A 22,188-nucleotide genomic window follows, 5' to 3' on the forward strand; every position below is an offset into this window, starting at 1 on the left:
ATAACAGACAGCAACCATCGGGGGCACCCACGCCCACGTCCTCACGCGGCCATCCTGCCAACCCACCCGAGCAACCATCCCGACTCCGTCTCATGACTCCTGTGAGTCGTCCCACCCACGACTCGCGACGACGATCACCGATGCGGGCGTGCTCACTCGCTCACGACATCAGGGTCGACAACGGCGTCCAGATCACCGAAGAAACGGTCAGCGTCGATATGTAGCTCGTCCGCCCACCTCGCCTGCACCGGACCCGTAGCCACGAATGTGCGCGGACATGCCGGCCGCTCGTCGTCGCCCTCCCCGAGACGGCGTAGCGCCTCCGCATGACGGGAGAGTGCGTCGTCGAGTACACGGTCCATCAGTGCCTGTCGCACCCGCACCTCGGCACGCCGTCCAGCGTCGTCCAATTCCTCGGTTTGTTCCGAGCCCCCGGTTTCCATCGCAGTCGACCTTCTACCCGATCGTGATGCGCTCGTCGCCGAACTTGGCGATGATCTCGACCTCACCGCCGAGGGCTGCCAGGTAGCTGCGGATCGTCGCGATCTCCGAGTGATCGAGATCGCCCCGTTCGATGCGAGAGATCCGGGACTGCGAGATCCCGAGCCGCTCGGCCAGCGTGCTCTGGTCGAGCCCGTATGCCTGCCGGATCTCCGCTAGGCGGTGCGCACGCGCCTCAGCTCGCATGTTGGCCTGGAACGCGGCAATCCTGGCCTCGTCGAGGAGCCCGGACGCGACCAGTTCGGACCGGACCTCCGCCCACTCCTTCGCCATGTCCGCCACTTCCTTTCCGTGTCGTACTCGCCATCGCACCAGCGCCGGTACCGCTCCTCCGCCACCGGGATGTTCAGGTCGTACCAGCGGTTCCACATGCCGGCCTTGTCGCCGCCTACAAGCAACACCGCGCGCCGGGCGTAGTCGAAGACGAACAGGATGCGCACCTCGGTGTGGCCGCTCGACGCCGGGCGCAACTCCTTCAGGTTGTGAATCTTCGATCCGCCGATCCGGTCCACAAACGGGCGGCCCAGGTCGGCCCGTCCGCCTCGAGTTGATTGATCGCGGCGGCAACCAGATCGGCCGACACGGGGTCGGACCACGCGAGCCGCACGAACCACTCGTGCATCTCGTCCACCAGGAGGACGGACCACCTCGCACCCATCATATGACCTCAGCGTTCTACCGTGCGATCTTCCCCGGATGCGGCGATGAGGCGAGGAGGTCCACCTCCGACAGGGCCCCTGCGCCGCAGAACCGATCATGCCCAGGGCAAATGCGGAGAATGTGGCATTGGAGTGGTCCTTTATGCCCTATTTTGACCGCTCTTCGTGCGCCACTCCCAGAGATCAACCCGAAGGCTGGTCCAGGCCGCCGGGGCCAGTCCTGCGAGCACGCCCGAGCCGATTGGAACGGCACCGGAGAATCCTTGTCGTACATCCCTGAAGCACCCTGGAGAACTGCTGATGTTGGTGCGCGAGGCAATCGGCCGGTTTCTCGGCGAGCAGGCGATACCGGTCGTGTTCGGAGTCGTCGGCAGCGGGAACTTCCACGTCGTCAACGCCCTCACAGCGGCCGGGGCGCGGTTCGTCGCGGCGCGGCATGAGGGCGGGGCGGTCTGCATGGCGGACGGGTACGCCCGGATGTCCGGCGAGGTCGGCGTGCTGTCCGTCCACCAGGGTCCCGGGTTCACGAACGCGATGACCGGGCTCGCCGAGGCGGCGAAGAGCGCGACGCCACTGCTCGTCCTCGCGCCCGAGGCGACCGACGAGCGGTCCAACTTCTTCGTCGACCAGGCGGCGATGGCGGCGGCGGTCGGAGCGGTTCCGATCCGGGTACGTTCGCCGCGGTCCGCGCTCGCGGATGTGGCCCGGGCCTACGCGACGGCGCGCAACCTGGGCAGGACGGTCGTGCTGGGCATTCCGATCGACGTCCAGGACGACGAGCTGCCGGACGGGCCAGCGCCTGTCGTGCCAGCCGCGGCGAAGCTGCCGGTCGCGCACCTGAGCGACGCCGCCCAGCTGGCCGAGATGCTGCTCCACGCGCGACGGCCGGTCTTCGTCGCCGGCCGGGGCGCGCGTTCGCCAAGGGCCGCGGCCGCGATCCGGGAGCTGGCCGACCAGACCGGCGCACTGCTGGCCACCTCCGCGGTCGCGCGCGGGCTGTTCCGCGGCAACCCGTGGGATCTCGACGTCTCGGGTGGCTTCGCCTCGCCGCTCGCGGCCGAGCTGATCCACGCGGCGGACGTGATCGTCGGATTCGGATGCGCTCTGAACATGTGGACGATGCGGCACGGCAACTTGATCGGTCCGGAAGCGACCGTTGTCCAGATCGACAGCGACGCCGCGCGGCTGGGGCGCAGCCGCCCCGTCCATCTGGGGCTGTGGGGTGGTGTCCAGGAGACCGCGAGCCAGGTGGCCGGGATCATCGACATCCTCCGCAAGGGACGCCCGGCCTCACAGCCTGGCTACCGCGACCAGGCGCTGGCCGCGCGGATCGCGGCCGAACGTCGCTGGGAACGGGTGCCGTATGACGACCTCTCGACCAGCACGCTCATCGATCCCCGAACGCTGTCGATCGAGCTGAACCGGCTGCTGCCGGCCGAGCGGGTCGTCTCGATCGACTCGGGGAACTTCATGGGCTGGCCGTCGATGTACCTCGACGTTCCCGACGAGAACGGTTTCTGCTTCACCCAGGCATTCCAGTCGATCGGGCTGGGCCTGGCCACCGGGATCGGCGCCGCGATCGCCCGGCCGGACCGGCTGCCGGTTGTGGGCACGGGCGATGGCGGGTTCATGATGGGGATCTCGGAGCTCGACACCGCCGTGCGGCTGAAGCTGCCGCTGGTCGTGATCGTCTACAACGACTCGGCGTACGGCGCGGAGGTGCACCACTTCACCGACGGCGCCCCGCTCGACAACGTCACCTTCCCCGACACCGACATCGCGGCGATCGCGCGCGGCCACGGCTGCGCGGGCGTCACGGTCCGCACGGTGGGCGATCTCGACGCGGTCAAGGGATGGCTCGCGGAGCGGGGCGGTCCACTCGCGATCGACGCCAAGATCGTCCCGATGGCCTCGTGGTGGCTGCAGGAAGCGTTCGGCCACTAGGCTGCCACCCGTAGATCACCGCCAAGGCGGCCGTCAGCCGTGTCACCGGGACCTCATACGCACCGGTCTCCTGGTGGGCGCCGCGGTCTCCCATCACCTGTGGTGGCCGGGCACCCCGCCGTCGGCACCACAAGCCCATGACCACCACAGCCCATGACCACAGCCGCTGACAGGATGCGCGGGCTGGCTCCTCGTCACGGCGGCCGGCTCTCGCGGGAAGGTTCGTGCATGACCGTCGTCGATGCCCTGCTCGCCGCCCTCGCCTCCGGGGAGGTGACGATCGTCGACCTGACCGCGCCGCTCTCGCCCGAGACGCCGATCCTGCGGCTGCCGGCGCCGTTCGCGAACACCATCCCGCTGTCGCTGGAGAAGATCAGCGATTTCGACGAGGCTGGCCCGTTCTGGGGCTGGAACAACATCCACACCGGCGAGCACACCGGCACCCACCTGGACGCCCCGGTCCACTGGGCGTCGGGCCGGGACGGTCTCTCGGTCGACCGGATCCCGCCGGCGCGCCTGTTCGGCCCGGCGATCGTCCTCGACTTCACGGCCGAGGCGGCGGAAAACCCCGACTTCCTGCTGGAGCCCACGCACCTGGATGCCTGGGTGGCCGCCAACGGCCCGTTGCCTGACGGTGCCTGGCTGCTCTTCAGGACCGGCTGGTCGAAGTACTCGACCGACGCGGCCGCCTTCCTCAACGCCGACGACAACGGCCCGCACACCCCCGGCGTCTCGGCGGCCGGTGCCGAGTGGCTCGCGATGTCACCCATCTCCGGCTTCGGCGTCGAGACCGTCGGCATCGACGCCGGCTGCGCCGGCACCCTGGACCCGGTCTTCCCGGTCCACTACCACCTGCTGGGCGCCAACAAGTTCGGCCTCACCCAGCTCCAGAACCTCGACAAGCTCCCGACCACGGGCGCGCTGCTGATCGTCGCCCCACTCCCGATCGTCGGCGGCACCGGCTCCCCCACCCGCGCTTACGCCGTCATCCCGGCCTGACTGAGCCGCGCTGCCAGCACCTCGGCAAGGAACTCACACCGGACAGGCGAAGGGGCCTGGGAGCGTCGCTCCCAGACCCCTCACCGTTCTCCGCGTTCTCGCGCTACGTCTCGTCGCGCTCCGTCCGCGTCAGATCAGGGAGCGCAGGACGTAGGGGAGGATGCCGCCATGGCGGTAGTAGTCCGCCTCCCCCGGGGTGTCGATGCGGACGACCGCGTCGAAGGTCTTGCCGCCGGCCTGGACGGTCAGGGTCGTGGTCTTCTCGCTGATCTCGGCGAGGCCGGTGACGGTGAAGACCTCCTCGCCGGTCAGGCCGAGGGACTCGACCGAGTCGCCGGGCTGGAACTGGAGCGGCAGCACGCCCATGCCGATCAGGTTCGAGCGGTGGATCCGCTCGTAGCTCTCGGCGATGACGACCCGGACGCCCAGCAGCGCGGTGCCCTTGGCCGCCCAGTCACGCGACGAGCCGGAGCCGTACTCCTTGCCAGCCAGCACGACCAGCGGCACGCCGTCGGCGGCGTACTTCTGGGCCGCGTCGTAGATCGCCAGCTGCTCGCCGTCCGGCAGGTGGCGGGTGACGCCGCCCTCGGTGCCGGGGGCGAGTCGGTTGCGCAGCCGGATGTTGGCGAACGTGCCGCGGATCATGACCTCGTGGTTGCCGCGGCGCGAGCCGTAGGAGTTGAAGTCGCCGGGGGCGACGCCGTGCTCGGTCAGGTAACGGCCGGCGGGCGAGTCCTTCTTGATGGAGCCGGCGGGCGAGATGTGGTCGGTGGTGACCGAGTCGCCCAGCATCGCGAGCACCCGGGCGCCGACGATGTCGGTCCGCGGGGCCGGCGACGGCGCCATGCCCTCGAAGTACGGAGGGTGCCGGACGTAGGTGGAGTCGGGCGCCCAGGAGAACGTCTGGGACACCTCACCGCCGTCGCCGACCGGAAGCGACTGCCACCGCTCGTCGCCGGACAGGTCGGCGTAGTCCCGCTCGAACATGTCCGACGTGATCGCCTCGCCGACGACCGCGGCGACCTCGGCCTCGGTCGGCCAGATGTCGCGCAGGTAGACCGGGTTGCCGTCGGGGTCGGTGCCCAGCGGGTCGTTGGTGAGGTCGACGTCCATCGTGCCGGCCAGCGCGTAGGCGACGACCAGCGGCGGGGACGCCAGGTAGTTCATCTTGATGTCCGGGTTGATCCGGCCCTCGAAGTTCCGGTTGCCGGACAGGACCGACACGACCGCGAGGTCGCCCTCGTCGATCCCGGCGCTGATCTCGTCCTGCAGCGGGCCGGAGTTGCCGATGCAGGTGGTGCAGCCGTAGCCGACCAGGTTGAAGCCGACCTTGTCCAGGTACGGCACGAGCCCGGCCCGCTCGTAGTAGTCCATGACGACCTTGGACCCGGGGGCGAGCGTGGTCTTGACCCACGGCTTGCGGGTCAGGCCCTTCTCGACGGCGTTGCGGGCGAGCAGCGCGGCGCCGATCATGACCTGCGGGTTCGAGGTGTTGGTGCAGGACGTGATCGCCGCGATCGCGACCGCGCCGTGGTCGATGGTGAACGACGTGCCGTCGGCCAGGGTCACCGCGGTCGGGTTGGACGGGCGACCCGCCAGGTCACCGGAGATCCCGTTGGAGTGCGCCGGGACGTCGCCCGGCTTGTCGCCGATCGCGGTCGGCGAGTCGGAGGCGGGGAACGACTCGTCGCCGGCCTCGTCCGCGCCGCCGGGGGCGAGCGCGACGGGCCCCGCGTAGTCGGCGAGCGCCGCGCGGAACTTCGGCTTGGCGGTGGCGAGCGGCACCCGGTCCTGCGGGCGCTTCGGGCCGGCGAGCGACGGCTCGACCGTCGACAGGTCGAGCTCCAGGGTGGTCGTATAGCTGGCCTCGTGCGACGGGTCGTGCCAGAGGCCCTGCTCCTTGGCGTACGCCTCGACGAGCGCGATGAGCTCGGCCGGGCGGCCCGAGAGCTTCAGGTAGTTCAGCGTCTCCTGGTCGACCGGGAAGATCGCGCAGGTGGAGCCGTACTCGGGGCTCATGTTGCCGATCGTGGCCCGGTTGGCCAGCGGGACGGCGGAGACGCCCTCGCCGTAGAACTCGACGAACCTGCCGACGACGCCGTGCTTGCGCAGCTTCTCGGTGATGACCAGCACCATGTCGGTGGCGGTGGTGCCGGCGGGCAGCTCGCCGGTCAGCTTGAAGCCGACGACGGTCGGGATCAGCATGCTGACCGGCTGGCCGAGCATGGCGGCCTCTGCCTCGATGCCGCCGACGCCCCAGCCCAGCACACCCAGACCGTTGATCATGGTGGTGTGGCTGTCGGTGCCGACGAGGGTGTCCGGGTAGGCCAGGGTGCCCTCAGGGGTCTGCCTGGTGAAGACCACGCGGGCGAGGTGCTCCAGGTTGACCTGATGGACGATGCCGGTGTTCGGCGGCACGACGGTGAAGTTGTCGAACGCGGCCTGGCCCCAGCGCAGGAACTGGTAGCGCTCCCGGTTCCGGTTGAACTCCAGTGACGCGTTCAGGTCGAACGCGTCGGGGCGGCCGAAGTGGTCGGCGATGATCGAGTGGTCGATGACCAGCTCCGCCGGGGCCAGCGGGTTGATCTTCGCCGGGTCACCGCCGAGGGCCACCATCGCCTCGCGCATGGCGGCGAGGTCGACGACACAGGGCACGCCGGTGAAGTCCTGCATGATCACCCGGGCGGGGGTGAACTGGATCTCCTGGCTCGGCTCGGCGCTCGGATCCCAGCTGGCCAGCGCCCGTACGTGGTCGGCGGTGATGTTCGCGCCGTCCTCGGTGCGCAGCAGGTTCTCCAGGAGTACCCGCAGGCTGTAGGGCAGGCGGTCAGCACCGGGCACCGCGTCCAGCCGCCTGATCGTGTAGGTGCGTTCCCCCACCACGAGCTGTCCGGTACTGCCGAAGCTGTCCATGTCCGTCGTCTCCTCCATGTCACGCGGAACCACGCTGTCGCGCCGACCACGCCGGGTTCTGTTCAACCCGGCGCACCGCGCGCCACCCGGCCCACACCCTGGCCGCGGTCGCGGCCGGGCACCGGCCGGGTGGCCTCGTTGCCCATCCTGGCATTCCCCGCCTCGCCGATATCAGCGCAGCGGGCCCGGTGACGGTCGCATCGCCGTCGAGTTACTTAGCCTTGCTAACCATACAACGCGGACAGGGCAAACAGTACGGGCCGGACGCGCCGGTCCGGTGTGCCGGCGCAGTCCGGCTGGGTGTGGCCATGCCCCACCCCATCAGCGGGTGTCGGGCTCAGGCGGGCTCAGCCGGACTCGCCCGCGAGGGTGGGGCGCTGCGCGCAGAACGGCGAGCGGCGCAACCGGCGCAGCGCGGCCCAGCGTTCGTCCGGGGTCGGCGGGACAGGCAGCGGCCTGGCGGCGGCACGCGCCCAGGCGTCGTCCGGCGCGCCAAGGGGCAGCAGGGTCACGCCGGGGAGCACGGCGGCGACCGCGCGCACGGCGGGCAGGTCAGCGGCTAGCACCGGCGTGCCGGCGGCGCATCCGGCCAGCACCGCGGGCACCAGGTCCGACGCCTCACCGGAACCGCCCTGTGCGCCAGCACCACCCTCCACAGCGGCACCACCGTCCGCGCCAGCGCCGCCCTCCGCGGTGGCACCGCCTTCCGCGGCGATGACGCGGGCTGGCGACGGCACGACGAGCAGGGCGGCCTCGACCAGCAGCCGGGCCACCTCGTGCGGCGCGTGCTCGCCTGGCAGGTCGAGCGCGCCGACGACGCCGCCCGCCGTCGCGCGGGTAAGGAGCCGGCCACGCTGCACCGGCGGGATCGGCCCCACCAGCCGCAGCCGCGCGGGCAGGCCGTCACGGCGCAGCGCGGCGAGCAGGCCGACCGCCCTGGCCCGGCCGGGCTCGTCGTCGGCCTCGCCCAGGTGCAGCATCGTCCACGCGGCCTCCTCGGCCCCGGTCCGGCCGGGCCGGCCGCGCGCGGCGATCGCGATGCCGAACAGGGCGAGGTCGACCGACGACGTGGCGGGCGGCTGGGCGCCCCCGACGTGCCCGGCGGCACTCAACGCGACCTCACAGACGAGGCCATGGCGACGACACCCAGACTTCCAGCACCCTCCATGCGCGAAGTGTGACGCACCAGCCACGCGCAGCACGTCAGCCGCCCGTGTCGCGAGTGGGCAGCGCGGTAGTCGGCCCCACCGGCGTCCGGCCGCCCCTGCCCGCCACGGCACCAGCTGTCGGCGACGCTGGCCCTCGGCAACGCCAGAGCCTCGACGTCGCGGGCGCTCCGCGGCGGCTGTCCTGACCGCCGTCTACGGGCTCTCGCGGACGGCGGCCTCGACCGGCGGGAGGACCGCGGTGGTGGGCTCGACGGCTACCCGCTGGGCCGGGATGACGACCGGCACCGCCGTAACGGCGGCCTGGCGCACCGCGACCCGCCGGGGGGCGCCGAGATAGCGGGCGACGACGAAGCAGATCGCCAGGTCCGCGCAGATCCGCGCCGGCGCGGCCGCCCTGGCGGCGGTCGCCAGGCCCAACGCGGCGCAGATCACGGCGAGCAGGCTGGTGTAGCCGGTGACCGCCGTGTGCGACCAGCCGGCGGTGGCCAGCCGCTGGTAGGCGTGGTCGCGGTGCGGCAGGTACCAACGCTCGCCGCCGCGGATCCGGCGCGCCAGCGTGGTCGCCGTGTCGGCCAGGTAGAGCACGACCGGCGCCACGACCGCCTCGACACCAACTCCGGACAGCGCCGCCTGCAGCGCCAGCGCCGCGATCGCCCCGCCGAGCGCGTAGCTGCCGACGTCGCCGAGGAACACCAGCGCACGCGGCAGATTGAAGGGCGCGAAACCGATCGCGGCGCCCGCGACCACCACGCCGCCGGCGACCAGCGGCGGGTTGTGGTGCACCGTGCCGACCAGCGCGTAGCCGACTCCGGCGACCGTCGCCTGGGCGGCCGAGATGCCGTTGACGCCGTCCATGAAGTTGAAGGCGTTGACGAACGCCGTCACCCACAACGGCCCGACGACGACGGCCGCGACGAGCAGCGCCGTCCCCGGCCCGTCGCCGACGAGCGTGACGGAGAGGACCGTCGTCGCCGTGACGGCCGCCGCGCCCGCCCCCTGCAGCGCGAGCCGGCGCGTCGGTGAGATCCCACCGATGTCGCTGGCGACGTCCTCCGCGAGGCCGATCAGGCCGAAAATCGTGATGGCCAGCGTCATCGGCAGCAGGTCGGGCGCGCTCGCCCGGCCGCTGGTGAGCACCGTGGTCAACACCCCGGAGAACATGCCGAGCACGACAGCCGCTCCGCCGCCCCGCGGCGTCGGGACCGTGTGCAGCGAACGCTCGCCGGCGATGTCCAGCACCGACAGGCGCCGCATGTAGGCGATGACCAGCGGCGTCGCGGCCAGCGTGACGACGCAGGCCGCGGATCCGGCACCGACCATGTGTTCCTCCGGCGGGGAAGCAGGGCGGGATGGGCCGAGCCCAGGACCAAATTTCGTTACACACTGTAATGCTCTAACTACTGGATTCGGGGATGCGGCGCCGGGTGTCCCAGAACCTGTGACCCGCCGGCCGTCACATTCCGTGGTCGGGCGCTGGCCGCGGCGCCCGCTCTCCGAAGACGCGACCTTCACCGGCGGCCCCGGCGGGCGCCGCGTCCGGACGCCAGCGCGTCCCGACGTCGGCGGATCCGGGCGTCAGCGGATCCGGAGGTCGTCGACCTCGATGTCGCCACTCCAGCCGCGGCTCATCTCGGCGTAGTCCGTATCCACCTCGGCCTCGTGGGCCGCGCGGGCGGCCGGGACCACCGACCAGAAAACGCGTCTGGGCTCCGCTCCGGCCGGCTCGGGCCACACCTGAGTCGCCGCGCGGCGCGCTGGTGGCCGCGCCACCCCGCCGGACGCCGGTACAGCCGATACGGCCGCGGGCTGGGCTGGCGCTGGCGCCGCGGCCCACGGCTCGGGGCCGCCCGACGGGACCGCTGCTGTGGCCGGGACCGGAGCCGCTGGGAGGGTGCCAAGGACCGCGGCAAAAACCGCCCGGGTGTGCTCCGCCGGCTCGGTGGCCATCCTGGCCCACTCCGCGGCGCGCCGGCGCATCCGTGCGAGCCTCGCCCGGTCGGCGAGCAGGTCGGTGAGCGCCGCGGCGAGCGCTGCCGGGGACTCGTCACCCGGTGTGACGCCCGTCGCCCCGTCGACGTAGGCGTCGCGGGCGTCGCCGCGCACCGGGCCGACGACCGGGCAGCCGGCCAGCTGTGCCTCGGTCAGCACTCGGGCATGGTCCTCACCGCCGTGGCTCGGCCAGGTCCCCGCGCGCAGCACGAACAGGTCGGCGCCGGCGTACAGCCCGGCCAGCCGCGAGTCGTCCGGCTCCTCGACGAGTTCCGCGTCACCCGCCGCCGCGACGGCGGCCCGCGCCGCCTCGGGCGCGCGCCCCCGCGCCACGGCCACCAGTCGCACCGGCCCGGCCGCGCGGCGCACCGCCGGCAGCGCGGCGAGCAGCGTCGCCAGGCCGCCGCCAGCCCGGCCCGCGCAGCCAGCCCGGCCCGCGCCGCCAGCCCGACCAGCGCCGCCAGCTCGACCGGCGCCGCCAGCTCGACCGGCGCCGCCAGCTCGACCGGCGCCGTCGGCGGTGTCGGCCCGGCCCGCGGTGTCGGCTCCGTCGGCGGCAGGTGGCAGGACGGTCAGCAGGGTCGGCGGGCGCGACGTGCTTCGCTCTCGGCCCGCCCGGGTACCCGCCGCGAGGAGAACCGACCGCCAACCCGACGCGACGCCCGGCCGCAGCACCGGGACCGTGCCAAGGCCCGCCAATGCGCCGGCGCTGTAAGAGCCGGTCGTCAGCGGGGACAGTGCCCGGTGGCGGGCCAGCAGGGCCCGGCCGAGCCGGTGCGCCCGGATGCCGTCCGCGCCGTACACGATCACCGGCCCGCGCCTGGCCCGCCCGGCCATCACGGCGGCTGCAGCGACGGGGATGAGGTCGGGGTGGCCGGTGAGGACGGCGTCCAGCGGCGCCAGCCGCGCCGCCGCGCGCAGGGCGGCGGCGGTGAAGCGCTGCCTCGCCCACGGATCCAGCGGGTGCGCCGCGCTGCGCAGATCCACCCGATGGACCAGTGCTCCGCCGGCGCACAGCCGCTCCTCGACGGTGGCGAGGTAGCACTCGACGCCGCCGCCCAACCCCGCGGACGGGGCCAGCAGCAGGACGCGCGGGTCATGGGCCCCGGTCTCGGCCCCGATATCGAGACGGTGTGTGGAGAACACGGTCGGTGACTCTAAGTGACCAGGCGCTCGGACGACGTTCACCGCCCCCGGCGTGCCGGCATGTCACCCGCAACAACCCCGACCAGCCGTCCGGCTGACCCAACACTTACCCGATCGGTGTGCCCTGGACCACAATGCCCCAGGATTGTATCATATATACATACTGCGATCATTGATCGAGGTGGTCGCTGCTCGAGGATGGGAGAGGCAAGATGCTCCGGTGGCCCGACGGTGACCTCCTGCCCCCACCGCTGCGGGACCGGCTGATGGGCCCCGCCGCGCCCTTCGAGCTGGCGCGCGAACAGGTGCGCGGCATCGAGATGACCGTCTTCGCCCGCCGTCCCCCGCATCTGCCCGCGATGCTGGCGGCCGCGTGCCGGCGCTTCCCCGACCGGCCCTACCTCGTCTTCACCGAGGCCGACGGCGCCGCGACCACGCTGACCTTCGCCGAGACCGCCGCCCGCGCGGTGCGGATCGCCGGCGTGCTGCGCGACAAGTTCGGCGTGCGCAAGGGCGACCGGGTGGGCTTCGTCGCCGCGAACTGCGCCGAGTACGCCGCCGGCATGTGGGCCGCGCTGTCTCTGGGCGCGATCGCCATCGGGCTCAACGGCTGGTGGACGGGCCCGGAGCTGGCGCACGGCCTGCGGCTGACCACGCCGACCGTCGTCTTCGGTGACGAGCGCCGGCTCGCCCGCCTAGAGGGAATCCCCGAGGCCACGAACCAGCCCGTCCTCACCTTCGCCGAGCTGTTCGCCGCCCTCCCCGCGGCCGACGACGAGGCGGACACCGACGGCGCCGAGGAGGTGGCGGCGGCGCTGCTCGCGCTGTGCCCCGACCTGCGCGAGGACGACCCGGTCACGATCCTGTTCACCAGCGGCACCACCGGGCGCCCGAAGGGAGCGCTGGTCCCTCACCGCGCGCTGGTCAACTTCAGCCCTGACGCCGCCCTGCGCGGCGCCGCCAGGCAGCTCCTCGACCAGGCTGCCCAGGCCCGAGCCCAGGCCCAGGCATCGCCGGCGTCCCAGGCATCCCCCGCGCAGGCGCCCGCCGCGCCGCCGCCACCGGTGGCGATCCTCGCCGGCCCGTTCTTCCACATCTCCGGCATCGGGCCGCTGCTCAGTCATGCCCCGTACAACGGCATGACGCTGGTGTTCGCCCCGCCCGGGAAATGGGACCCGACGGTCCACCTCGACCTGACCGCGCGCTACGGCGTCACCAACTGGTCCGGCGTGCCGACCCAGTTCCTGCGCCTGCTCGAGCACCCGCGCCTCGACGAGTACGACCTGTCCAGTCTGCGCGGCCTCGGCGGCGGCGGTGCGGCCCTCCCGCCCGAGGTCGTCCGGCTGATCGAGCGCGTGCTGCCCGGCCGCACCCTCGGCGGCGGCTACGGCATGACCGAGACCGCCGGCATCGGCGCGACCACCGGCGGCTCCCGCCTGCGCGACGCTCCCGGCTCCCTCGGGGTCGCGACGCCAACCTCCGAGATCAGGGTCATCGGCCCCGACGGCGCCGAGCTCCCCGACGGCGAGGTCGGCGAGATCTGTGTCCGCTGCCCCAGCGTCTTCCTCGGCTACTGGGAGAACGAGGAGGCGACCGCCGCCGTCCTCGACGCCGACGGCTGGTACCGCACCGGCGACTTCGGCCGCACCGACGGCGGCCTGCTCTACCTGGAAAGCCGCTTACGCGACATGATCATCCGTGGCGGCGAGAACATCTACCCGATCGAGATCGAGAACCGGCTCGTCGAGCACCCCGGCCTCGCCGACGCCGCCGTCATCGGCGTCGAGCACCGCGAGCTCGGCCAGGAGGTGCTGGCCGTCGTCGTACGCCGCGAGGGCGCCGACGTCACCGCCGGGGACGTCCAGGCCTGGGTCGCCGCCGCGCTCGCCCGTTTCAAGGTGCCGGCGCATGTCCGCTTCGCCACCGAGCTCCCCTACAACGCCACCGGCAAGCTCCTCAAACGCGAACTCGAAAAGCTCTATGCCAGCGCCTCCGAATCGTCCAACTAGGCTCCGGCCAACCTCCATGAAGAGCGGCTCCCAGAGGAGCCGCGATCAGGACGCTTCCGCGCGTCGTTCGCCCCGCCCCAGCAACGGAAGATCGCCAGGGCTGTACCGGAATCCGAACTCCGAGCCTCCGGCAGTTCGGATCCGGATACAGAACCACTGATCAAACTCGCGACATGGTGACGGGCCGATCTTCGTCGCCGTGCTCCGGAACCGAGGTCAGCCGCCGCAGCCGCCGCCACCACATCCGCCGCCGCAGCCACCCCCGCCACCCCCGCCGCCGTCGTCGCCGCCGCCGCCGGTGGACGGCTGCGGGAAGCCGAGCTGCTGGGCCAAGTCCCGGTCGGCGGCCCAGATCGCGGCGGCACCGAAGAGGGCGTAGGCGTGCGCGCGCTGGCCAGGGAGGCTGCCGGTGCGCAGTGGCGTCGAGATACGGCGGGCGGTGGCGAGGACGCCACGGCCGCGGCTGGTGAGGACCTCGAACCTCGTGCGCAGCGCGGCGACGATGGCGACGACGACGGTGAAGACCAGTTCGACGACGAGAAAGCCGACCTGGTGGTGGCGGGACGCGCCGGTCACCAGCCGGGTGAAGCCCACGACGAGGAACGCGGTCGGCCACCAGGCGAGCTGGCGATGCATCCGCGCACGGGCGGGTGTCACGACCAGGCCGAGGCCGATGAGCCGGCGGCGCAGCTCGGCTGCCGCCTGGCTGTTCGTGACCATCGAGGACAGCGTCGACATCCGCACGCCGACCGTCGCGCCGGTCCGGTCACGGACCGCCCACTGGAACGGGGTCAGCCCGGCCGGCATGGGGGCACCAGCCGTCACGACCTGGCCCGTCCTCGCCCCAGAGGCCACGAGCCCCTGTTCCCGCAGTGCGACGACGGTGGCCTCCACGGCGCGCCGCATGCCGCCGGCAAGGAAGGCAAGCTCCTCGGGCGCGAGGCCCGCGTTAGGGCTCCCGGGCGGCCAGGTGGGCGAACCGTCGGCCGGGGCACGCAGCCGCCAGCGAACCAGCATGACCACGATCGCGACCAGCCCCAGCGCGAGCAGGTAGCCGGCGGCGAACGCCGGCCCGCCGATGCCCCAGGTGGGGCTGTCAGCCACGGGCGCCTCGCCCGCAGCCAGGCCCGCCGGCCCGGCAAGAAGAATCGTCGACATAAAGAGATCGTCACCGATGTTCGGCTGGTCCCTCTAGATGTGCGACAGGTCGGCCCCCGTCGTTTCCACGACATGCCTGCGCTGGTTTGACCGTCACCCGGCCCGGGCCACGCGCGTCCGCCCCGAACTCTCAGATGCTGGTCAGAGCCGGTCGAAGGGTTCTGGGTAGGAAAACCGGCCGCGGGTGCCGACGGCGAACACCGTGAGTGTGCGGACCTGGAAATGGTCACCCCACGCCTCGACGGGGGCGGCGATGCCGTAGGCCGTGGCCGGGCGGAACCCGAAGCGGCGGTAGTAGCGCGGATCGCCGAGCAGGGCCACCAGCGGCTCGTCCAGGGCATCGGCGGCGCCCACCGCCGCGTGGACCAAGGCACTGCCGACGCCCCGGAGCTGGCGGTCGGGTCGGACGGCGAGCGGACCGAGGGCGACCGCTGGCCTCGCCTCGACCCAGCCGCGTGAGCACATCACGTGGCCTACGACCGCCCCTTCCTCGTCGAGGGCGACCAGCGAGAGCCCCGGGAGCGAGGCGCCGCTGGTCCGGAGCTCGTCGACGAGTCGCGCCTCCACCGGCTCACCGCCCCGGTCAGCACCGCGGCCGCGGCCGTGGCCGGAGTCCGCGGCGGGTGCGAAGGCACCCGCGACGACGGCCCTGGCCGCGGCGGCGTCCGCGGCGACCTCGCGTCGGATCAGCACCCGCCAAGCCTCGGCCGCCGTGCGAGAGTCCGCAACGCGTTTTCGCGCCAACGCCCGAGGCCGGCCGACGGCGGCCGGACGACGTCGGGCGCCGGATGCCGGGCGCCGCGCTTCGTGCGCGCCGACGTCGTACGCCGGGCATCGCACATCGCGCGAAGGACGGCGGCGCTGGTGGACGGCGCGGTGCCCGCCCATGATCTGGTGGAATTTCGGAGTCAGCACTCCGAAAATTCCACCAGATCATGCAACTGGCCATCATCCGGTGGGATCCTCGGCCCCGGCTGGCTCCGGCCACGCCGGCGCCGCTCAGACGCCTCGCCGCTGGCCGGGCCGGACGGGCTCGGACGGTCGAACGGCGGTGCATGGGGCGGCGTGGATGGCCGGGGCCGAGCGGGGTGTGCCGAGCTGGCCGGTTCTGGTCGTCGACTGGGCCGGGACCAGCGGCGATACCGCGAGGCCGGTCGCCCTGGCCACGGCCAGGCCGCGGGGTGGGACCCGTGCCTCGGGCTGGGAGTGCGCCGCCGGCTGGTCGCGCGGATCGTCCTGGCCGGCCGCGAGCCCCGCGGCGGGCTCCGCCGTGGGTCCCGGCGCCTGTGCCTCGCCGGGACCCTGGCCGTCCTCGCCGGATGACGTGGCGGACGTGGTGGACGTGGCGGCGGTCTGGTTCTGGCGCGAGACCCGCCGTGCCCAGTCGCCGAGCCACGCGACCACCCGGCCGCCGGCCAGCGGGGGGGAGATGAAGTATCCCTGCACCTCGTCGCAGCGCCAGCCCGCGAGCGTCAGCCACGCGGCCTTCGTCTCGACGCCTTCGGCGACGATCCGCAGGTCCAGGGCGTGTGCCAGCGACACGGTCGAGCGGACGATCTCGGCTGCCGAGGGATCGCGGTGCATGTCCCGCAGGAACATCTGGTCCAGTTTGACCTCGTCGGCCGGTAGCTCGCGCAGGTAGGCGAGCGAGCAGAAGCCGGTGCCATAGTCATCGAGGCTGACCCGTACCCCGAGCCCGCGCAGGTCGGCGAGCGTGCGCCTTGCCTGCTCTTTGGCGGTGATGACCGCCTCCTCGGTGACCTCGACGACGAGGGCGCGCGGCGCGAGCTTGTGGCGGCGCAGCGCGTCGCTGACCAGCTCGACGAAGCCCGCGTCGCCGATCATCGACGGCGGGACGTTCACCGAGACCGAGAGCGCCGCGCCGGCCGCGTGCCAGGAGGCGCAGTCGGCGAGGGCGAGGTCCAGCACCCGCCGGGTGAGCTGGGGCATCAGGCCGACCTGCTCCATCTCCGGCAGGAAGACGCCGGGGCCGCGCAGGCCCTCGCGCGGGTGCTGCCAGCGCACCAGCGCCTCGAGACCGGTGACCCGGCCGGTGCGCGGGTCGGCCTTCGGCTGGTAGCGCAGCTCGATCTGGTTCTGTTCGAGGGCGCCGCGCAGTTCGGCGCGCAGCCGCAGTCTGGCCCGTCCGGGCGAGGCGGGCGCATGCCGGCCGCGCTGGTAGGTGCGCTGGCCGACGCGGGTCCGCTTCGCCTCGTACATCGCCGCCTCGGCGTGGCGCAGCAGTTCCGCGGCGCTGCGGCCGTGCGCCGGGGCGTAGGCGATCCCGACGCTGACCTCGGTCTGCACCGGGATGTCGGCGAGCAGCACGGGGGTGCGTAGCGCGTCGCGCAGCCGGCCGGCGAGAAGCTCCGCCCGCCCCGGTCCGGCGTCGCGCAGCAGCACGGCGAACTCGTCGCCGCCGATCCGCGCCGCCAGGTCCGACGGGTGCAGCAGGGCGCGCAGCCGGTGGGCGACGACGGCGAGCAGCCGGTCGCCGCTCTCGTGGCCGAGGACGCCGTTGATCTCCCGGAACCGGTCGATGTCGACGAGGACGAGCGCCGCCGGGGTGACCTCGCGCACCCGGTGCTCGCCGCCGCCGACGACCCGGGTCGCGGCGTCGAGGAAAGCGCGCCGGCCGACCAGGCCCGTCAGCTCGTCGCGGCCGCGGAACCGGCGCAGCACCGACTTCGCCCGCGTCGGCAGCAGGCACAGCGAGGTGGCCACCAGCACCGAGGTGACGAACCCGGCGTGCCCCCTCCAGCCGGGCCCGAACACGCCGTGGGCCGCCAGCAGCGCGAGGCCCGCCAGGACGGTGAAGAGCAGCCCCACCACCAGCGCGATCATCCACCCGGTCAGGCCGGGCGAGACCGGGCTGGCCAGGGCCACCTGCCGGCCGGGGGGCATCGTCAGCGCCGTGGTACCGCCCGCACCCACACCGGCACCCGCTCGCTGGCGGTCGCCCGCCGCGGGGCCGGCGGCTGGCTTCCCGCCGTGCGGCAGAACGCCGCGACGGCGGACCGCCCGGCGCCAGCCCGCGCCCGCCGGGACGACCCGTCCGCCGGCGCTCGCCCCGACGGGGCTCACCAGCGCCAGGCCGACCGGGGTCGGCGGAACACACGGCATCCTTCGGACCATCGGTGTCGTTGGGCTGTCCACGCCCCCCGCGAGTTCCTGTGGGCTCTTCGGGCCGGCTGGCCCGCTCCCCCCCGTGCCCGCCGGACCGTTTCCCACGTTCGCGGCCGCGGCCGCGGGAAGCGATTCATGCTTGCGCTCGGCTGCCGCGGCAGCCGCGGCGACCGCACCCGCCAGCACTTCGGCGGGCCCTTCCAAGGGTGTCCCAGCCCGGAGCCTCTCGGGCGCGGCACCCCCGCCCGCGCCCGCCGTGGCCGCTGTGTCGTCCGCCTGTCCGGCTGGCCCCGCGGGCCGAGCGAAGGCCCGGCCTCCGCCCGTCCCGGCCGCGGTCCCGGCCGCCGTCATGGTAGGGCCACGGAAAAGTCACGTGGTTCCGGAGTCCGGCTTCGCCTCTGCATCGGTCCCCCATTGGTGATGCCTACTTGCCCGAGCGCCCGCAAAGCCGCCTCCCACGGCCTTTCCAGACGCCTGCGCCGTACGCCGCGCCCCGCCACCGCGACCGCCTCTACCACGGTTGCCGCATTCCGGCCGCGCCGCGTCCTGACCCCTGTCCGAGGCCCCTGGTGGACCGTTTGGCACGGCGCCGGCAAGCCTCCCGAGTTCGGGCGGTTCGTGCCGGGCCGCGCCGTCCGACCACACCTCGCATGGCTCGGGAGGTTATCCGAAACGCGGTGAATTCTGGATGGGCAGTTTCTGGCCGCCGGCGCTCCGCCGCACCCGCCGGGGCAACCGGGCATGGATTTCCGCTGGTGGCCAGGGCGAAACCGCAGGCCAACTCCATCGGATGCCACGACGTTGTCTCTTTTCCCGTTGTCGGACTGCGTGCGGGCCGGGGCTCCACGCGTGCCCATAGGACCCACCACGCCGGGTACATCGACCCGGGGTGACAGTTTTGCGTGTCCAATGGATGACGATACGTCACAACACTCTTGATAACATCACCATTTTACGATCGATCAGCTCCTGATAGTGACGTCGTTGAGCGGCGCCCAGGGCTCGACCGCCGGAAAAACCACGAAGAGCAGCAGTGCCACGACGGCGGCCGCCAGCAGCAGCGCCAGCAACACCCGCACCGGGGTCGGCCCCGGCAGGTGGCGGTAGATCCAGCCGTACACGGGTCAGGCCTCCCCCGAAGCGAACGGCACACCGGCGCCCGGCGTCTTCATGACGGTTCTGTCGAGCGACGCGAAGACGATGAGCCTGCTTTTCGCCGAGTACTTGGGATGACAGGTAGTCATCGTCATGACGGCCGCCGTGGGTGTGACACCGGCGTGTTCCGGTACCGGGTCGGTCACGTCAATCCGGTCGGGCGCGACAACCTCCGACCTGGTCATTCGATAGACGTAGTAGCGGTCGGCGACCTCTACGACAACCGGGTCGCCGGGGCGCAGCTCATCGAGCCGGTTGAACGGTTTACCGTAGGTGGTCCGGTGACCCGATACAACAAAGTTGCCCGTTTCCCCTGGCATCGCCGTGCCGGGATAGTGTCCGGGCCCTTCCTCCAGCTGGGTCTCGCCGACCCCTTCGACAATGACGGGCGCATAGTCCTCGCCGAGGCGCGGGATATGCAGCACCGCGAAGCCCTGTCCGACGGCCGGGTTGGGCCGCACCGCGGGCGGTGGCCGCGAAGGCTTCGCGGGCGGCTGGGCGGGCGGCGCCTGCCAGGAGGCGGCAAGCCGGTCGTGCAGCCTGCTCTGCGACCTCGCCTGGAACAGGTCTGTGATCCATAGCTGGTAGGCCAGGAACAACGCGACAAGCAGCCCCACGGTGATGAGGAGCTCCCCCACCGCGCGCACCGCGGCTCCGCCCACCCGCCCGAGCCGCGACGACCGGACTGGCAGTGGTTGGGCGCCTGTCGGCGCCGAGGTACCGGCGGGAACACCGCCTCCGCGCACACCGCCGGCCGGCATGCGGCCGTTGGGTACACGACCGTCCGGCAAGAGGGGAGCCCCTGGCTGCGCCGGTTCCTCCGGCCATGCCGGCCCCTCGGGCGGCACTGGACTCCCCGGCGGCGCGGGACGCACCGGTGGGGCCGGGGCGGCGGGCGGGGCCAGCGGCCGCGCGGGCGCCAGCGGCGGCGCGGGCGGCTCCAGCGGGGGCGGCGAGTGCGGAAACGCCATGCCTGGCGCGGCCCGTCCACCCGGCCGGCCAGCAGGCGGACCCGCCTGGCGCGGCACCTGGCCGGCAAGCCCGCCCGCCACCGGGCGTTCCTCGCGGCCGCCGGCCGCTCGCCGGGCCCCGCGCCACGCCCCTCCCTGCTCCCGCTCCTCGCCCTGTTCCCGGTCCTGGGCCGGGTGGCCGGCAGGGACGCCGGCTGGGTACTCGTCCGCCGGGTCACCGTCCGCCGCTCCCGCCATGGAAGCACCTTAGGTTATTGAAACATCACTTTACGTGAACAGCACGCCCGGCGTCGGGTCCGCGCGGCGTCCCGACACGGGAGGAGGTCCGGCCGCGACGCCCGCATCGGAACTACAATCGGCGATCGCGAGATGACGTATTGTTCTCGGCCGCGTCGGACAAAGGATCCTTGCCCGTGCCGCATAGTCTCCGGCCAGTGTCGCCCGGATCATCGTTGCCCCCGGGATCGGGAGGGGCCCCCACGACGCCCCGCGTCCTGCTTCTGGCCGCGCCCGCCGGGCCGGGAGTGGAGCGCTACGTCGGCGCCGTCGAGGAGGCACTGCTCGCCGGCGGCGCCACGCTGACCCGGCTGGACCTGCCTCCGGCCGGCCTCGCCGACGGTCTCGACCGGCCGGAGACGGTGCGGCCCGGCGAGCCAGGCCGCCGCGGCCTGTTCGGCAGGCGTACCGACCTGCTCGCGAGGACCCCGTTCGGCACCGGCGCACAGGCGAGCACCGGCGCGCAGCTGGCGGCGCGGGTGGACGTCGCGCGCCGGGCGGCCGGGGCGGCGCGCCGGTTCGGCCACCTCGACGCGCTCGTCGCCGGCCACCCGTCCCTGCTCAAGGCCGCCGCCGGGGCGGCCTCGCTCGGCGGGGCGCGCCGCGTCCCGGTGCTCTGCTACGGCGCCGACATCTGGCGAATGCCCCCGACCGACCGGGCGCTGCTCGCGCGCCACCCGCTGGTCTACCCGGTGACGGTCAGCTCGTTCAGCGCCGGCGCGCTCGCCGGCACGCGGCTCGCCCGGCTGCTTCCGCCCGGGGTGCCGGCCGGCTGGCGTGCGGCACTGCTCGCCGAGGGCGCCCGGCGCCGGCCGCAGCCCCCGGTGCCGACGGTGCTGAGCGTCTTCCCGCTCACCGCCTGGGCCGACAAGGGGCTGCCGACGCTGCTGGCCGCGCTGGAGACGGCGCGCGCCGAGCTCGGCCGGGTGCGCCTCGTGGTCGCGGGCCACGGGCCCGCGCCAGGGGCGCTGCACGAGCTGCTGTCGGCGCCGCCGGACACCGAGCTGCACGAGTCGCCCGAGGACGAGACCCTCGCCCGGCTGTATGCGACCGCCGACCTGTACGCGCTGTGCACCCGAACGAGGACAGGCGGGACGCGCCCGTCCGGCGAGGGGTACGGCCTCACACTGCTGGAGGCGCAGCTTGCCGGCTGCGCCGTCGTCGGCCCGGCGCACGGCGGCTCGCGCGACGCCTACCAGGAGGGCGTCACCGGCGTGACCCCGGTCGACGAGTCCCCGCGGGCGCTCGCCGAAGTGCTGGTCGGCCTGCTGCGCGACCGTGCCCGGCTGACCAGGATCGGCCGGCGCGGCGCCGAGTGGGCCGAGTCGGTCACCCGCCCCGACGACCACCTGCGCGCGGTCTTCCAGACGCTGCTCGGCGTGCCGCCCACTCCACCGCCCGACCCGCCCGCCGCGGCGGCGATCGGCGCGGCGGCGGCCCCGAACGGGTCGGTGCCATCCGACCAGCGGGCAGGCTCCGACCGTCCAAGAACCCTGCCTGCCGCCTCCCTCTCCTGGCCACGCGACTAGGCAGGAGTCAGGGACGGGCGGCGCGGAGCTGGGTGAGCAGGGCGTACTCGTCGAAGTAGAGGCGGTTCTCGACGACCCGCCCGGCGCGCACCCGGTAGACCTCGGCGACCCGCAGGCTGACCCGGGCGCCGGTCGGCTCGACCCGCGGGCCCCACGGGCTCACGTAGGCACCCGCGTGGGTAGCGGCGAGCGTGTACTCCTCGACCACCATGTCGTCCTGCTCGACCAGGACGTGGGTGTCGGCCGCGAGGTCGGCGAAGGCGGAGAGGAAGGCGTCGACGTAGGCCGTCGCCGCCTCCCGGCCGCGCGCGACCACGCCGCCCGGGGCCTCGAGGACCAGCTCGTCGTCGAGCAGCTCGGCGAGCGCCGCGGCGTCGCCCACCTCGAAGGCGGCCAGCACCCGCCGCACCGTCTCCAGCGCCACCCCCACGACCGGGCCCCCTCCCCACCGCGCCCAACCCGGGCGTCTCGTCGCCCGGAGACGTCGAAGCACCGACACAACACAGCGGCACCCAACCCCCGCTGGTGACAGCGCCTCAGCGCAGCGCCCGGGGTCCCTGCCGGATCGGCGACAGGGTCCCTGCCGGATCGACGGACGGGGTCCCTGCCGGATCGGCGAAGCCGATCTGGGAGGTCGTGATCTG

General features: G+C 73.3%; 19 protein-coding genes. 5 read left to right on the top strand and 14 right to left on the bottom strand.

Features of this window, described 5'->3' with window-relative positions; all coding sequences use genetic code 11:
- Nucleotides 1-152: 152 nt before the first annotated feature.
- Genes BCD48_RS36250 through BCD48_RS56960 form a run of 4 tightly spaced genes read right to left on the bottom strand, consistent with a single transcriptional unit; the run spans nucleotide 153 to nucleotide 1,132 of the window.
- Nucleotides 153-443: a hypothetical protein gene (locus tag BCD48_RS36250; RefSeq protein ID WP_071052914.1), complete on the bottom strand. Its 291-nt coding sequence runs from the start codon at nucleotides 441-443 to the stop codon at nucleotides 153-155.
- A gap of 13 nt (nucleotides 444-456) precedes the next feature.
- The gene (locus BCD48_RS36255) at nucleotides 457-774 is read right to left on the bottom strand and encodes an XRE family transcriptional regulator (protein ID WP_241842268.1); all 318 of its coding nucleotides are present in this window, start codon (nucleotides 772-774) and stop codon (nucleotides 457-459) included.
- On the bottom strand, nucleotides 657-1,013 hold the full coding sequence (locus tag BCD48_RS56955) for a type II toxin-antitoxin system RelE/ParE family toxin (RefSeq protein ID WP_312630158.1): 357 nt from the start codon (nucleotides 1,011-1,013) through the stop codon (nucleotides 657-659). Before BCD48_RS56955 ends, BCD48_RS36255 begins: the two co-directional genes overlap by 118 nt.
- Complete coding sequence (locus BCD48_RS56960; RefSeq protein ID WP_312630164.1) at nucleotides 977-1,132, bottom strand: hypothetical protein; 156 nt, start codon at nucleotides 1,130-1,132, stop codon at nucleotides 977-979. The genes BCD48_RS56955 and BCD48_RS56960 overlap by 37 nt, the downstream gene beginning before the upstream one ends.
- Nucleotides 1,133-1,460: 328 nt before the next feature.
- Between BCD48_RS56960 and BCD48_RS36265 the strand changes: the two genes are divergently transcribed.
- Nucleotides 1,461-3,104, top strand: a complete 1,644-nt coding sequence (locus tag BCD48_RS36265) for a thiamine pyrophosphate-binding protein (RefSeq protein WP_071052917.1) — start codon at nucleotides 1,461-1,463, stop codon at nucleotides 3,102-3,104.
- A gap of 228 nt (nucleotides 3,105-3,332) precedes the next feature.
- Nucleotides 3,333-4,103: a cyclase family protein gene (locus BCD48_RS36270; protein ID WP_071052918.1), complete on the top strand. Its 771-nt coding sequence runs from the start codon at nucleotides 3,333-3,335 to the stop codon at nucleotides 4,101-4,103.
- Between the two features lie 129 nt (nucleotides 4,104-4,232).
- Here BCD48_RS36270 and BCD48_RS36275 read toward each other — a convergent pair whose 3' ends face one another.
- The 4 genes from BCD48_RS36275 to BCD48_RS36290 form a co-directional block, all read right to left on the bottom strand.
- On the bottom strand, nucleotides 4,233-7,016 hold the full coding sequence (locus tag BCD48_RS36275; protein ID WP_071052939.1) for an aconitate hydratase: 2,784 nt from the start codon (nucleotides 7,014-7,016) through the stop codon (nucleotides 4,233-4,235).
- A gap of 347 nt (nucleotides 7,017-7,363) precedes the next feature.
- Entirely contained in the window at nucleotides 7,364-8,128 is a 765-nt protein-coding gene (locus tag BCD48_RS36280; RefSeq protein WP_071052919.1) for a hypothetical protein, read from the bottom strand.
- Between the two features lie 249 nt (nucleotides 8,129-8,377).
- A complete protein-coding gene (locus BCD48_RS36285; RefSeq protein ID WP_083419736.1) occupies nucleotides 8,378-9,505 on the bottom strand; it encodes an MraY family glycosyltransferase in 1,128 nt (375 codons plus the stop codon).
- A 255-nt stretch (nucleotides 9,506-9,760) separates the two neighbouring features.
- Complete coding sequence (locus tag BCD48_RS36290) at nucleotides 9,761-11,320, bottom strand: glycosyltransferase (RefSeq protein ID WP_083419737.1); 1,560 nt, start codon at nucleotides 11,318-11,320, stop codon at nucleotides 9,761-9,763.
- Nucleotides 11,321-11,532: 212 nt separating this feature from the next.
- Between BCD48_RS36290 and BCD48_RS36295 the strand changes: the two genes are divergently transcribed.
- Nucleotides 11,533-13,329 (top strand): class I adenylate-forming enzyme family protein, encoded by a 1,797-nt coding sequence (locus BCD48_RS36295; protein ID WP_071052921.1) that lies wholly within the window; start codon nucleotides 11,533-11,535, stop codon nucleotides 13,327-13,329.
- A gap of 216 nt (nucleotides 13,330-13,545) precedes the next feature.
- On the opposite strand, the gene BCD48_RS36300 is transcribed toward BCD48_RS36295, so the two are convergent.
- The 5 genes from BCD48_RS36300 to BCD48_RS36315 form a co-directional block, all read right to left on the bottom strand.
- Nucleotides 13,546-14,487, bottom strand: a complete 942-nt coding sequence (locus BCD48_RS36300) for a TIGR04222 domain-containing membrane protein (RefSeq protein WP_071052922.1) — start codon at nucleotides 14,485-14,487, stop codon at nucleotides 13,546-13,548.
- 141 nt (nucleotides 14,488-14,628) lie between these two features.
- Nucleotides 14,629-15,180, bottom strand: a complete 552-nt coding sequence (locus BCD48_RS36305) for a GNAT family N-acetyltransferase (protein ID WP_071052923.1) — start codon at nucleotides 15,178-15,180, stop codon at nucleotides 14,629-14,631.
- Between the two features lie 306 nt (nucleotides 15,181-15,486).
- The gene (locus BCD48_RS36310; protein WP_071052924.1) at nucleotides 15,487-17,610 is read right to left on the bottom strand and encodes a putative bifunctional diguanylate cyclase/phosphodiesterase; all 2,124 of its coding nucleotides are present in this window, start codon (nucleotides 17,608-17,610) and stop codon (nucleotides 15,487-15,489) included.
- Nucleotides 17,611-18,575: 965 nt separating this feature from the next.
- Nucleotides 18,576-18,734, bottom strand: a complete 159-nt coding sequence (locus tag BCD48_RS52655; RefSeq protein WP_198543539.1) for a hypothetical protein — start codon at nucleotides 18,732-18,734, stop codon at nucleotides 18,576-18,578.
- Between the two features lie 3 nt (nucleotides 18,735-18,737).
- The gene (locus BCD48_RS36315; RefSeq protein WP_312630144.1) at nucleotides 18,738-19,430 is read right to left on the bottom strand and encodes a class E sortase; all 693 of its coding nucleotides are present in this window, start codon (nucleotides 19,428-19,430) and stop codon (nucleotides 18,738-18,740) included.
- A gap of 294 nt (nucleotides 19,431-19,724) precedes the next feature.
- Between BCD48_RS36315 and BCD48_RS52660 the strand changes: the two genes are divergently transcribed.
- Nucleotides 19,725-19,997, top strand: coding sequence for a hypothetical protein (locus BCD48_RS52660; RefSeq protein WP_071052925.1), 273 nt, complete (start codon nucleotides 19,725-19,727; stop codon nucleotides 19,995-19,997).
- 194 nt (nucleotides 19,998-20,191) lie between these two features.
- On the top strand, nucleotides 20,192-21,544 hold the full coding sequence (locus BCD48_RS36325) for a glycosyltransferase family 4 protein (RefSeq protein WP_349308073.1): 1,353 nt from the start codon (nucleotides 20,192-20,194) through the stop codon (nucleotides 21,542-21,544).
- Nucleotides 21,545-21,551: 7 nt separating this feature from the next.
- Here the strand turns inward: BCD48_RS36325 and BCD48_RS36330 are convergent, their stop codons facing one another.
- On the bottom strand, nucleotides 21,552-21,974 hold the full coding sequence (locus tag BCD48_RS36330; RefSeq protein WP_071052927.1) for an ester cyclase: 423 nt from the start codon (nucleotides 21,972-21,974) through the stop codon (nucleotides 21,552-21,554).
- Nucleotides 21,975-22,188 lie beyond the last annotated feature (214 nt).

Source organism: Pseudofrankia coriaricola, assembly GCF_001854805.1.
Lineage (GTDB): Bacteria > Actinomycetota > Actinomycetes > Frankiales > Frankiaceae > Pseudofrankia.

Excerpts from the sequence above, each read along its gene's own strand:
- BCD48_RS36310 (WP_071052924.1), bottom strand. The coding sequence starts at position 17,610 with ATGCCGTGTGTTCCGCCGACCCCGGTCGGCCTGGCGCTGGTGAGCCCC.
- BCD48_RS36270 (WP_071052918.1), top strand. The coding sequence starts at position 3,333 with ATGACCGTCGTCGATGCCCTGCTCGCCGCCCTCGCCTCCGGGGAGGTG.
- BCD48_RS36255 (WP_241842268.1), bottom strand. The coding sequence starts at position 774 with ATGGCGAAGGAGTGGGCGGAGGTCCGGTCCGAACTGGTCGCGTCCGGG.
- BCD48_RS36250 (WP_071052914.1), bottom strand. The coding sequence starts at position 443 with ATGGAAACCGGGGGCTCGGAACAAACCGAGGAATTGGACGACGCTGGA.
- BCD48_RS36265 (WP_071052917.1), top strand. The coding sequence starts at position 1,461 with ATGTTGGTGCGCGAGGCAATCGGCCGGTTTCTCGGCGAGCAGGCGATA.
- BCD48_RS36275 (WP_071052939.1), bottom strand. The coding sequence starts at position 7,016 with ATGGACAGCTTCGGCAGTACCGGACAGCTCGTGGTGGGGGAACGCACC.
- BCD48_RS36300 (WP_071052922.1), bottom strand. The coding sequence starts at position 14,487 with ATGTCGACGATTCTTCTTGCCGGGCCGGCGGGCCTGGCTGCGGGCGAG.
- BCD48_RS36295 (WP_071052921.1), top strand. The coding sequence starts at position 11,533 with ATGCTCCGGTGGCCCGACGGTGACCTCCTGCCCCCACCGCTGCGGGAC.
- BCD48_RS36285 (WP_083419736.1), bottom strand. The coding sequence starts at position 9,505 with ATGGTCGGTGCCGGATCCGCGGCCTGCGTCGTCACGCTGGCCGCGACG.